The 11,065-nt window shown below is 72.5% G+C and carries 12 protein-coding genes; 3 read left to right on the top strand and 9 right to left on the bottom strand.

The window, feature by feature from the left end:
* The 4 genes from BUE44_RS30095 to BUE44_RS30080 all read right to left on the bottom strand — a co-directional run.
* The coding region (locus tag BUE44_RS30095; protein ID WP_143172615.1) for an NAD(P)-binding protein at nucleotides 1–301 on the bottom strand (301 nt) is incomplete at its 3' end.
* Nucleotides 302–314: 13 nt separating this feature from the next.
* Nucleotides 315–1,904, bottom strand: coding sequence for an FAD-dependent monooxygenase (locus tag BUE44_RS30090; RefSeq protein ID WP_079190202.1), 1,590 nt, complete (start codon nucleotides 1,902–1,904; stop codon nucleotides 315–317).
* A 167-nt stretch (nucleotides 1,905–2,071) separates the two neighbouring features.
* A complete protein-coding gene (locus BUE44_RS30085; protein ID WP_200804565.1) occupies nucleotides 2,072–2,362 on the bottom strand; it encodes a hypothetical protein in 291 nt (96 codons plus the stop codon).
* Nucleotides 2,363–2,875: 513 nt separating this feature from the next.
* The gene (locus tag BUE44_RS30080; protein ID WP_073502180.1) at nucleotides 2,876–3,376 is read right to left on the bottom strand and encodes a hypothetical protein; all 501 of its coding nucleotides are present in this window, start codon (nucleotides 3,374–3,376) and stop codon (nucleotides 2,876–2,878) included.
* Between the two features lie 866 nt (nucleotides 3,377–4,242).
* Between BUE44_RS30080 and BUE44_RS30075 the strand changes: the two genes are divergently transcribed.
* Both BUE44_RS30075 and BUE44_RS30070 read left to right on the top strand, forming a co-directional pair.
* Nucleotides 4,243–4,863, top strand: coding sequence for a hypothetical protein (locus tag BUE44_RS30075; RefSeq protein WP_143172614.1), 621 nt, complete (start codon nucleotides 4,243–4,245; stop codon nucleotides 4,861–4,863).
* A 38-nt stretch (nucleotides 4,864–4,901) separates the two neighbouring features.
* Nucleotides 4,902–5,516 (top strand): response regulator transcription factor, encoded by a 615-nt coding sequence (locus BUE44_RS30070; protein WP_073502178.1) that lies wholly within the window; start codon nucleotides 4,902–4,904, stop codon nucleotides 5,514–5,516.
* 98 nt (nucleotides 5,517–5,614) lie between these two features.
* On the opposite strand, the gene BUE44_RS30065 is transcribed toward BUE44_RS30070, so the two are convergent.
* The 3 genes from BUE44_RS30065 to BUE44_RS30055 all read right to left on the bottom strand — a co-directional run bounded on the left by BUE44_RS30065 (nucleotide 5,615) and on the right by BUE44_RS30055 (nucleotide 7,728).
* On the bottom strand, nucleotides 5,615–6,046 hold the full coding sequence (locus tag BUE44_RS30065; protein ID WP_073502177.1) for an Asp23/Gls24 family envelope stress response protein: 432 nt from the start codon (nucleotides 6,044–6,046) through the stop codon (nucleotides 5,615–5,617).
* A 261-nt stretch (nucleotides 6,047–6,307) separates the two neighbouring features.
* A complete protein-coding gene (locus tag BUE44_RS30060; RefSeq protein WP_073502176.1) occupies nucleotides 6,308–7,468 on the bottom strand; it encodes an SPFH domain-containing protein in 1,161 nt (386 codons plus the stop codon).
* A 26-nt stretch (nucleotides 7,469–7,494) separates the two neighbouring features.
* Nucleotides 7,495–7,728, bottom strand: coding sequence for a hypothetical protein (locus BUE44_RS30055; RefSeq protein WP_073502194.1), 234 nt, complete (start codon nucleotides 7,726–7,728; stop codon nucleotides 7,495–7,497).
* 212 nt (nucleotides 7,729–7,940) lie between these two features.
* Between BUE44_RS30055 and nhaA the strand changes: the two genes are divergently transcribed.
* Complete coding sequence (gene nhaA / locus BUE44_RS30050) at nucleotides 7,941–9,848, top strand: Na+/H+ antiporter NhaA (RefSeq protein WP_073502175.1); 1,908 nt, start codon at nucleotides 7,941–7,943, stop codon at nucleotides 9,846–9,848.
* Between the two features lie 48 nt (nucleotides 9,849–9,896).
* Here nhaA and BUE44_RS30045 read toward each other — a convergent pair whose 3' ends face one another.
* Complete coding sequence (locus BUE44_RS30045; protein ID WP_073502174.1) at nucleotides 9,897–10,127, bottom strand: DUF6296 family protein; 231 nt, start codon at nucleotides 10,125–10,127, stop codon at nucleotides 9,897–9,899.
* Between the two features lie 120 nt (nucleotides 10,128–10,247).
* Nucleotides 10,248–10,988 carry a cobalt-precorrin-6A reductase gene (locus BUE44_RS30040; protein ID WP_073502173.1) on the bottom strand — a complete coding sequence of 247 codons (741 nt, stop codon included), beginning with the start codon at nucleotides 10,986–10,988 and terminating at the stop codon, nucleotides 10,248–10,250.
* Nucleotides 10,989–11,065: the final 77 nt, after the last annotated feature.

The following is an 11,065-nucleotide window of genomic DNA, read 5'->3' as shown; positions in this document are numbered from 1 at the left end:
CATGCCGCTGAAAACCAAAATGCACCTTCACCCCATGCGAAGGCCCCACCACACGATTCGTCACCCCCACCTTCGCCAACGACGCCAACTCCGGCACCCCATACCGCTCCGCCAAAATATGCAACCACTCCGCCAACTGCGGCGTCTGCGACTCCCCAATCGCCATCCGCGGATGCGACCCCGCATCCACCAACACCACACTCACACCCTGCGACGCCAACACCGTCGCCACCGTCGACCCCGCCAACCCCGAACCCAACACAAACACATCACACACCCGCACCCCACCAACACCCACCATCACACAACTCCCCTCACAGAGAACCGACTCGAACAGGAACGACACCAGGCACCGAACCAGAGACCCCGCCACCCGACGCGGAACCGAACCAGAAGTCCACCGCCGGGCCGGGGTCGGAATACCGATCGCCCACCCACGCCACATATCCGTCGGGGCGCACCAGGACCGTTTCCCACCCGGCGAATACGCCGCCGCCGTCAGCGGCCGGCAGGGTGGCGGCCACCAGATCCACCCGTCGCGCATAGGGCGCCAAGCGCCCGGACAGCCATTCATGGCGGCCCGCACAGTCGGCCAGGTCCAGGAGTACCCCCTGCCCCGACCGCAGCAGTGCCGCCGTACTCGCGGGGTCCGTCCCGGGCGCACCAGCAGCAGCGGTGGTGCTGGTGACGGCCAGCTCGACATGCGGGACCGCCGCGCCGACCGGCGAGTGCTGCCGGTCGGCGCCCGTACCGGACGCCTCGCCGCCGCCGATGGCGTAGCGGACGTCGATGCCGGCGATCATCGCCGCCAGCCGGTCGTTGACCTCCGGGTAGGCGATGAGTTCGCGCAGCACGGTGCGTGTGGCGTCGACCTCGGGACCACCGAGCAGCAGCAGGCCCTGCGCCCGGATGTTGCCGAGCACGCGGCGGGCGATCTCGTGCCGCTCCTCGTGGTAGGTCTCCAGCAGATCCTCGGGCGCGGCCCCGGTCGCCACCGCCGCCAGTTTCCAACCCAGGTTCGCGGCGTCCTGCAGGCCGAGGTTGATGGCCTGGCCGCCGGAGGGCATCTGGACGTGCGCGGCATCGCCGGCCAGCAGGATCCGGCCGGAGCGCAGGCGCCCCGCCAGCCGGCTGGTGTCGTCGAAGGCGTTACGCCAGATCGGCGTACCGTGTGCGATGTCGTCGCCGGTGACCTGCTGCCAGACCGAGCAGATCTCGTCGAACTCCGGCGCCCCCATACGGGACACCACCGGGCGTCCGAAGACCGAGACCATCACCCGCGTCGCGCCGTTCGGCAGCCGTGAGGCGATCGCCAGCCCTTCGGGCAACCGCTCGAATCGGCGATCCGCGATCTCGATGCCGGTGATGTCGGCACGCAGCAGTTCGTGCGTACCGGCCGCACCGGGAAAGTCGATGCCGGACAGCACCCGCACAGTGCTGTCCTCACCGTCACAGCCGACCACGTAGCGCGCCACCACCCCGACCAGCCCGGCCGGGGTCCGCGCACGCACCCGCACGGTGTCGGCGCCGGCCTCCAGGCCGCACACCTCGTGCTCGCGCCGGATGTCGGCTCCCAGAGCGGTCGCGCGCCGCGCCAGCACCTCTTCCACCTGCGCCTGCAGCACCTTGTACTGCCCGGGGAAGCGGGTCGGCAGGCCGCTGAAGTCCAGCGGGATACCGCCGAAATGCCCGGACGACTGGACCGGAGGCGACCCGAGCTGGTCCAGTAGACCGCGCTGATCGAAGAATTCCAACGTCCGCGCGTGCAGCGTCGAGGCACGCGACTCGGTGGTCGGTGCGACCAGGCTCTCCAGAACGATCACCCGCGCCCCGCCCAGCCGCAGCTCGCAAGCGAGCATCAGACCGACCGGGCCCGCACCCACCACGACAACGTCCGCATCCACCTCTGCTACCGCACTGTCCGCCGTGTCCACGCCATACCGCCCTGTCTTGAAGGGGTCAGGGGCCTTCCGCCCCCGCTGTGATGGCCGGGGCCGCCAGGGCCCCCCACCCGGCCCGCCCGGCCTGAGGGTCCGGCAGCCGCCCGACGACCGGGACGGATCACCGGCCGTCAGGCCCGACGCGATCCGGAGACGCTGATCTTCGGCAGCAGCCGGCTGACCTTCGAATGCCCGGACAACGTGTCACCGACGAAGATGACGTCGAATTCGAGATTCAGCTTCGCGGGCTTGGTCACCGACTGCCGCCAGGTCACCTGCCGGCCCTCCGGGGTCTCCTTGCTGACCACGTTCGCCAGCGACACCGTCTCGGCATCGCTGGCGGCGGTACCCGCCACCGCACCGGCGGCATCGGTGAAGGTGTAGACGACAGCCAAATCACCCACCGGGGATTTCACCGTCACATCCCACGTTCCAGCTATCGAGCTCACAGCAACTCCCCTTCAGCGGCGAGAAGAACAGGAAAGGCCCGCCCGCCCCGACTCGCATACGAGCGGGACAGCGGCGCGGGTCGAAAGCGACGGGCCGAACAGCGGTCGACCGCTCTGTCACCGCTCGCGGGCGGCACCACGCGTAAGCGGCGATACGGCTCGGAAATCCGCGGCCGGGCGGATCCGCACAGGGATGCCCGGCCGATCGGTTCAGGGCACGACCCGGCCAGGAATGCAGCGTGGCCCTATGCGGGCGCCGCCAACCGGAGCCGGCGGACGTCGGGGCATGAAAAAAGCGGCGCGGGAGGCGCCGCCGGATACCGGATCATGTCATCGCACGGAACCGCAGGTCCGGCCGTGTCGTTCGGGCTGTTCAGAAGGGCGGCGAATTCGGATCGGGGCACAAATCTGCCGTCGGCCGTTATCGTGACACGCGCTCCGAGCCGGCGTCAATCCCCGCTTTGCGGCGGCTGCGTGAGCCGACCCTCACACCGCGGCTCCCGGTGCCGCCGGCGGCACCCGCCAGCCGTTGCGCCGGGCCGGCGGGCGCTCCAGCAACTCGGCGTCGATCCGGGCGGTCATCTCGACCAGGGTGCGGCTGGTGACCGTCAGGTCCTCCTGGGGAATGCCCAGGTAGAGCCGGGCGATGGCCTCGTCGAACACGCCCCGGATGCGGCTCTGCAACTCCAGGCCCAACGCGGTGGCCCGCACCGGGCAGCCGCCGCCGGGCAGGATCGCCAGCAGACCCGCCGCCAGCAACTCGCCGACCACCGCGGACGCCGAGTGCCGGTCCGTCTTCGTGGCGATGGCCAGCCGGGCCACGAGGCGGTCCCGGTCCAGCTCGTTCGGGCTCAACGTGCTGATGTTGAGCGCGATCCACTGCTGGTGCGAGGCACCCGCCTCGCCCAACACAGCGTCCAGCAGCGCCCGGTGAGCCGTCTCGGCCCTGCCGAGGACCCGCGGATCGAGGATCGGGCCAGTTGTCATGGCTGCTCCCTACATCAGGCTCGGCGGCCACCGCGGTGAGGAGGAGACACTGTTCGACAGACCCGGGGACTGCGTGGCATCGTGCTAAGAGGGTTTTTCTCACTTCGGCCACAACAAAACCCGTGCGGACCCGTCCGCCCGCGCAGAGCGCAACGGACCGGCCACGCCCGGCGGACCGGACCCACCACCACCTCCGGCCCACCGGACCGCCGACCGGGCCCGGACACGCAGCGGAACCGGATCCGGCGGGCCGGAGCATCGCCGTGCCCGCCGTCCCCGGCCGTGACGCGCCCGGCGGGCCGGGTCGGCACCGCAATCCAGGAGGAATTCCTCGCAGGTTAGCGCCGGTTCACTGCCGGCCGGCACCCGGCATTCTGACCTGCCTCGTCGCCCGCTGCGGCCCCGCCGCGGCGGGTGTGGGACCGCTCCCGGCGGCCGCCGCCATGTGAGACCCCGACTACCGCTGGACGGACGGCTCGCGCATACTGCGGTGAATCGAACCTCGACAGAACCGTCGTCCCGGAAGGCCGCGACAGCGGGCGAGCAGATCGCCCGCAGCCCGGCCCGCCGCGCCACCGCGGCGGGGGCGGGCGACGCGGCACTGATCGCTCGTGCGCCACCGGTGTCCGCCGCCCTGTCCCGCCCGCCCGGGCCACCACCCGGGCCCGGGTGGCCGGGACCCGGACCTGTTGCCGTACCAGAACAGCGAGAAGCCCCGGTACAAGACCCGTTGTCCGGCTACGGGTCGCTCCACTTCCGAGTCCGATTCACTCGCTCCCCGGAGGTTTGTGGTGGTCATCGCAGCCGACCCCGACGGCGACCCCGCGCCCGGCCGGAGCGGACCTCCGGGAACGCCGCTCCTCCACATGGCCCGCTCGATCACGTCGGTGATGCTCGCCTGCCACCTGCTCATCGGCCTGTTCACCGCCTACCGGGGCCGGCCCTGGGGCCTCGACCTCACCGTCGAGGCCTTTTTCGTTGCCGGCGTCCTCACCACCGGGTATCTGCGCACGTCACCCGGCGCACCGCACCGGCGCCGTTCGCGGCGTATCGCGACACTGACCGCGCAAGAGGTGTGCATCGTCTCGCCACGCGCTTTTCTCGGACATGATCGGGGTACGGATACGGAATTCCGGGCCGGTTCCCGCCTGCTACCGGCCGCCGCCGGCATGGAGGCAACCGTCACCGACCGCCGCGGGCCGCTCCTCCGGGCCCAGGACGCCGTCCTGGCCGGCGCGCTGCGCGTAGGGGTCACCGGCATGCTCCGCCACGGCAGGGCCCTGGAGAGCGTCCAGCGCCGGGCCTGCGCTGCCGGCGGCCCGGTATCCACCAGGGCCGCCGACGGCAGCCGGTTCCACCTCGTCGTACCGGCGCTGCTCGGCAACGCGCAGCGCCGGGCGGCCGACCGGTCCGCGGGCGGGGGCGCCGGACCTGCTGCACGGCCCATGGGCTGCTCGACGAGATCGCCCGAACAGCCCGTCAGCTAGGCATCTGACCGGAACAACTGTCGATCTATGGGGGCGGCATGAGGAAACTCAAGATCCTATTAGCCGAAGACGTACAGATGGTCCGGGGGGCACTCGTCGCCCTCATCGAACTCGAGGACGATCTCAGCATCGTCGCCGACGTCGGCCGCGGTGACGAGATCCTTTCCACCGCACTCCTGCACACGCCCGATGTCGCCGTCATCGACATCGACCTGCCCGGGCTCGACGGCCTCACGGCCGTCACCCTGCTCAACGAGAAGCTCCCCACCTGCCGATGCCTCATCCTCACCAGCCTCGGCCGCCCCGGCACCCTGCGCCGAGCGCTCGACGCCCGCGTCACCGGCTTCCTCCTCAAGGACGCCCCGCCCCATCAACTCGCCGACACGATCCGCCGGGTCGCGGCGGGGCAGCGCACCATCGACCCCGAACTCGCCCTCGCCGCCTGGGACGCCGGAGAATGCCCCCTCACCGACCGGGAGCTCAACGTCCTGCGGATGGCCGCGACCGGGGCCGAGCCGCATGAGATCTCCGACATCATGTGCCTCTCCCCCGGCACCGTCCGCAATTACCTCACCACCAGCGTCACCAAACTTTCCGCACGCAACCGCATCGACGCGATCCGAATCGCCCACGAGGCTGGCTGGATCACCTAGGACCGGTCCGACCGCGGCCGCCTCCTCCCGGCCCCGGGCGGGGCCGGGAGGAGGCGGGAGGGGTCGGCCGCGTCGAAGGCCTCGTCGAAGGCCGCGGGTCAGCGGACCCGGGACTGGGACTCCTCGTCGTCGTTGTCCTCGCCGGGGATGTAGACGTCGCGGACGCTGACGTTGATCTCGACGACTTCGAGGCCGGTCATGCGCTCCACCGCGTTCGCGACGTGGGAGCGGATCTGGGTGGCGGCGTCGGCGATCTCGGTTCCGTAGAGGACGACGACGTCCAGGTCGACGGCGGCCTGCTTCTCGCCGACCTCGACCTTCACGCCGCGGGTGAAGTCTTTGGAGCGCGCCATCGTGTCGCGTACGGCGCCCACCGCCCGGGAGGCGCCGCCGCCCAGGGTGTGGACGCCGTCGACCTCGCGGGCGGCAATACCGGCGATGACCGCCACGACGGAGTCGGCGATGGTGGTCTTGCCGCCGACGTCGCCGCTGCGGGTGGAGACGGACGTGGACGCGTTCTCGTTCGCCATGGGAATACCCCTTAGCTGGGAAGGGTGGATCGTCGTACCGGCCGGCCCGTTCCGGTCGCGCGGCGGTACCTCGCGGGCCTGGCGCGGCGGGCGTCCTGTGGGCGGGCGTCCGGCGCGGACTGGGGGTCCGGCCCTCTCGTTCCACTGTGCGGCCGGTGCTGCGGGGGCGCCACTTCACGGGGCGGCGCAGACCGTGGCCGCACGCGGCGACGCCGCCGGGCCCGGGGCCTCGGCGGCGTCGTCGCGGTGGTGCCTGCGGCGTCAGTCGATGTCGACCTGGCCGTCCTTCCTGCCGTGGCCGCGGACCTCGACAGCGCCGGTCGGCGCCGCGGCCGGGGAGCCGTCGGGGCCCAGGTTCTTGCGGACCGAGTCCAGGATGGTCAGGCCCTGGCTGACCAGTCCCGCGGCGATCTCGCTGAGGCCGTCGGCGCCGTTGAGGACGTTGACGTTCGCACCGGACAGGCCGGCGGCGGCCTCCTTGACGATCAGCGGGAGCTGGTCGATGAGCATCCGGTCCAGGGCGACCCGGTCGTGGGAGGCGGCCGCGGCGGCCTGGATCCGCATCCGCTCGGCGTCGGCGACGGCCAGCACCCGGATCCGCTCCGCCTCCGCCTCGGCGGGCTTGACGACCTCGGCGACCAGCTGCTGCTGGCGCAGCTCGGCGGCCCGCAGCGCCAGTTCGGTCTGCGCGGCGAGGACCTCCTGCTGGGCGTGGGCCTGGGCGAGCGGGCCTGCCTGGGCGGCCTGCGCCTGGGCGCGGTCCACCTGGGCGGAGTACTCGGCCTGGACCACGGCGGTCTGCCGGGCGTACTCGGCCTGGTTGCGGGCGGCGACCTGCTGGGCCTCCACCGATGCCTGGGTGGCCTGGGCCTGGGCGATCTGCGCCTGCCGCTGGATGGCGGCCTTGTGCGGGGCGGACATCGCGTCGATGTAGCCGGTGTCGCCGTCGTCGATGGACTGGATCTGCAGCGAGTCGACGGTCAGGCCGATCTTGGCCATCTCCGTCTTGGAGGTCTCCAGGACCTCGGTGGCGAGCTTCTGCCGCTCGGTGACGATCTCCTCGACGGTCATCGAGCCGATGATCGACCGCAGGTGGCCGGCGAAGATGCGGCCGGTGAGGATCGACATCTGGTCCTGGTCGGACAGGAAGCGCTGCCCGGCGTTGACGATGCTCTCGTGGTCGTTGCCGACCTTGAAGGCGATGACGGCCTTCACCGTCAGGGCGATGCCCTGCCGGGTCACGCAGGTCTCGGCGACCTCGGACTCGCACATCGCCAGGGTCAGGAACCGGGTCTTGCGGAAGACCGGCAGGACGAACTTGCCGTGCCCGGTGACCACCCGGAAGGGCGCACCGCCCAGTCCACGGCGACCGCCCGAGATCAGCATCGCCTCGTCGGGGGCGGGTACGCGATAACCGAACATCCTTGACTCTCCTTCGTCTGCGCGGCTCAGCCGGCCGGGGCGTCCAGCGGGTCGGCCCACTCGATCACGTCGACCTGGCGCGTACCGCGGGAATCCACCACGAGCACCGTGGCGCCCTTCGGCAGCGGGTAGTCGGACCAGGCGAGGAAGGCCTCGGTGCCGCCCCTGACCCGCACCAGGACCTCGCCGGGCCCTTGGCCGCCGCGGGTGCCGACCAGCAGCTCCCCGGTACAGCCGATCACGGCATCGTCCCGCGCCACCACCGGCCGCCCCTCGTCGTCGTCGTCCGCTTGCCCGGCCTCCCCCATCCTCCCACCTGGGAAGGCTCGCGGACGCCCGCTTGTCGCCGCCTTCTACGTACGGCGTCCGATCGGCGTTCAGCCGGGCACGGCGGTGCCCGGCTACCGGGTCGGCGCGCCACGCGGGGTCCGCTCGTGCCAGGGTGTGGCATACATGAACTGCGGGAGGCTGGATGTTCCGGGGCTTTAGCACGCCCTTGACGGGTCGGACCGAGCGGGACAGCTCCGGTGTCTCGTCGCCGTGGGCGTACATCCGCACGGAGACCGGCAGCGCGGCGGTGCTGCTGGGTGCGACGCTGGCGGCGCTGGCGTGGGTGAACATCGCGCCGGGCGGCTACGCGACGGTGTGGGGCACGCATCTGTCGGTGCGGCTGGGGGCGCACGGCATCGACATGGACCTGCGGGAGTGGGTGAACAGCGGGCTGATGACGCTGTTCTTCCTGGTCGTGGGGCTGGAGGCGCGGCGCGAGTTCGACATGGGGGAACTGCGGGACCGGCGGCGGATCCCGCTGCCGCTGCTGGCCGGGGTCAGCGGCATGGTCGTGCCGGTGGCGATCTATCTGGCGGTGAACTCCGGCCGGTCGTCGGCACACGGCTGGGGTACCGCGATGTCCACCGACACCGCGTTCGCGCTGGGCATGCTGGCGCTGCTCGGTTCGCGTTTCCCGCGCCGGCTGCACACCTTCATCCTCACCGTGGCGGTGGTGGACGACTTCCTGGCGCTCGCGGTGATCGCGACCGCGTACAGCGAGCACCTGTCGTGGACGCCGCTGCTGATCGGTGTCGGAGTGCTGGTGGCGGCGGCGCTGGTGCGCAGGACCGGGACGCGGCGCGGGCCGGTCTACGCGGTGCTGGCGATCGTCGCCTGGGGCGCGTTCCTGCAGTCCGGGGTGGACCCGGTGGTGGTGGGCCTGATCATGGGCCTGATGTCGTACGCCTATCCGGCGCCGCGGGACGCGCTGGAGCGGGCCAGTGGCGTCTTCCGGGCCTTCCGGGAGCAGCCGACGGCCGACCTGGAGCGCGAGGCCCGGCAGGGCATCGCGTCCGCGCTGTCGCCCAACGACCGGTTGCAGCGGCTCTACCACCCGTGGACCAGCTACCTGATCGTGCCGCTGTTCGCGCTGGCCAACGCCGGGATCGAGATCAACGGCTCGCTGCTGTCCAGCGCCTTCACCTCGCCGATCACGCTGGGCATCCTGCTCGGCTACGGGCTGGGCAAGCCGATCGGCGTCGTGGGGGCGACCGCGCTCGCCACCCGGCTCAGCGGCGGCCGGATGCGGCCGCCGGTGGGCTGGGCGGCGGTGGCCGGCGGCGGGACCATCGCCGGTATCGGATTCACCGTGTCGCTGCTGATCGCGACGCTGGCCTTCGACGGGCGGCAACTGGACCAGGCCAAGATCGGCGTGCTCAGCGCGGTGGTCTTCGCGATGCTCGCCACCGCCCTGGTGGCGCTGGTCACCGGCCGGCTGCCGAAAGAGCGCAGGGCGCGGGCGCTGCTGGGCACCGCGGAGGCGGTGGTCGACCTCGCCGAGCCGGTCGACCCGGAGCGCGACCATGTGCGCGGGCCGCTGGACGCACCGGTGACGGTGGTGGAGTACGGCGACTTCGAGTGCCCCTACTGCGGGCAGGCGGAGTCGGTGGTACGCGAGCTGCTCGCGGACTTCGGCGACGTCAGGTACGTGTGGCGGCATCTGCCGCTGAACGACGTGCACCCGCACGCCCAGCTCGCGGCGGAGGCCGCCGAGGTCGCCGGGTTCCAGGGTGCCTTCTGGCAGATGCGCGACCGGCTCTTCGAGCACCAGGACCGGTTGCAGGTCAAGGACCTGCTGGCGCACGCCAAGGAGCTGTCCTTGGACATGGGCGCCTTCCAGGAGGCGCTGCGCGGCCGCAAGGGCGCGGCGCGGGTGGAGCGCGACGTGGAGTCGGCGGACCTGAGCGGGGTGGCGGGCACGCCCACCTTCTTCATCAACGGACGGCGGCACCAGGGGGCGTACGACATCCAGAGCCTGTCGGCCGCGGTGGTCGCCGCACGGGACCGTGCGGTGCTCATCGACGGCGCGAGCCCCGGCTCGGCGCGCTGACCCGGGGCTCGCCCGGGTCAGCGCGCGCGAGCCGGGGCTCGCCCGCGGTCAGGGCCGCACGCAGCGTACGGTCAGCGGGGTGTCGGGGGTCTGGTGGCCGCCGCTGGCGACCATGCGGACCTCGCCGTTCGCACTGATCTCGGCGCGGACGATACCTGTCTCGTCCTGGTAGATGGGGTAGCCACCGGCGCCGGCGGCGTCGGTGCGGTGGACGAGCACCGCGTCGTCCTCGACCGCGGCGGCGTGGAACACCAGCTCGTAGGTTTCCGGGTAGTCCATGCTGCCTCCCGGCCTGGGCTGCAGGTCCTTTCCATCATCCCCCGGACCCGGCTCTGGCGCCTCTCAGCGCGGCGGGCCGCTTCGTACGGGGCACGCACGCCGGGCTCGCGGCACCCGGGCTCACAGCGCGCGCAGCCAGTCCACCGCGGCGGCGGGGGCTGCCACGGCGGGTACGCCGGGGGGTGGCGGCGGACGGCGGACGATCAGTACGGGCAGGGCGGCCTCGCGGGCGGCGGTGAGTTTGGGGGCGGTGGCGGGGCCGCCGCTGTCCTTGGTGACCAGGACGTCGACGCGGTGCTCGCGGAGCAGGGCGCGCTCGGCGTCGAGGGTGAAGGGGCCGCGGTCGAGCAGGATGCGGCAGCGCGCGGGCAGCGGCGGGGGCGGCGGGGCGACCGAGCGGGCCAGGAAGGGGAGCGGGAGGCCGGCGAAGGCCGCCAGGTCCTGGCGGCCGATGGTGAGGAACGGGCGCTGTCCCAGCCCCGGGAGCAGGCGGGCGGCCTCGGTGAGGGTGCCGGCCCAGTGCCAGCGGTCCCGCTCCCCCGCGTTCCAGCCGGGCCTGCGCAGTGCCAGCAGCGGTACGCCGGTGGCGCGGGCGGCGGCAGCCGCGTGCCGGCTGATCGCGTCGGCGAAGGGGTGGGTGGCGTCGACCACCGCGTCGACCCGCTGCTCGCGCAGCCACGCGGCCAGCCCTTCGGCGCCGCCGAAGCCGCCGATCCTGACCTGCCCGGCGGGCAGCCGCGGGTCGGGGGTGCGGCCCGCGAGCGACGACGTCACGTCCAGGTCGGGCTCACCGGCCAGCAGGTCGGCGAGCGCCCGGGCCTCGGCGGTGCCGCCGAGGATGAGTACCCGCCGCGTCCTCACGGCTCGGGCCGCTCACGGGCGTCCGCGGCGCCGCGGCGTGCCGCGCCCGGCCCCGTGCCGCGCCGAGGCGCTCGGGG

The sequence above is a fragment of the Actinacidiphila paucisporea genome, from assembly GCF_900142575.1.
GTDB classification, from domain to species: domain Bacteria; phylum Actinomycetota; class Actinomycetes; order Streptomycetales; family Streptomycetaceae; genus Actinacidiphila; species Actinacidiphila paucisporea.
This window is presented reverse-complemented; position numbering and strand designations above follow the sequence as displayed.

What these genes read in the sequence shown, in the direction of transcription:
- nhaA (WP_073502175.1), top strand. Translation starts at nt 7,941, where the DNA reads ATGTTCCGGGGCTTTAGCACGCCCTTGACGGGTCGGACCGAGCGGGAC.
- BUE44_RS30075 (WP_143172614.1), top strand. Translation starts at nt 4,243, where the DNA reads ATGGCCCGCTCGATCACGTCGGTGATGCTCGCCTGCCACCTGCTCATC.
- BUE44_RS30060 (WP_073502176.1), bottom strand. Translation starts at nt 7,468, where the DNA reads ATGTTCGGTTATCGCGTACCCGCCCCCGACGAGGCGATGCTGATCTCG.
- BUE44_RS30045 (WP_073502174.1), bottom strand. Translation starts at nt 10,127, where the DNA reads ATGGACTACCCGGAAACCTACGAGCTGGTGTTCCACGCCGCCGCGGTC.
- BUE44_RS30080 (WP_073502180.1), bottom strand. Translation starts at nt 3,376, where the DNA reads ATGACAACTGGCCCGATCCTCGATCCGCGGGTCCTCGGCAGGGCCGAG.
- BUE44_RS30070 (WP_073502178.1), top strand. Translation starts at nt 4,902, where the DNA reads ATGAGGAAACTCAAGATCCTATTAGCCGAAGACGTACAGATGGTCCGG.
- BUE44_RS30065 (WP_073502177.1), bottom strand. Translation starts at nt 6,046, where the DNA reads ATGGCGAACGAGAACGCGTCCACGTCCGTCTCCACCCGCAGCGGCGAC.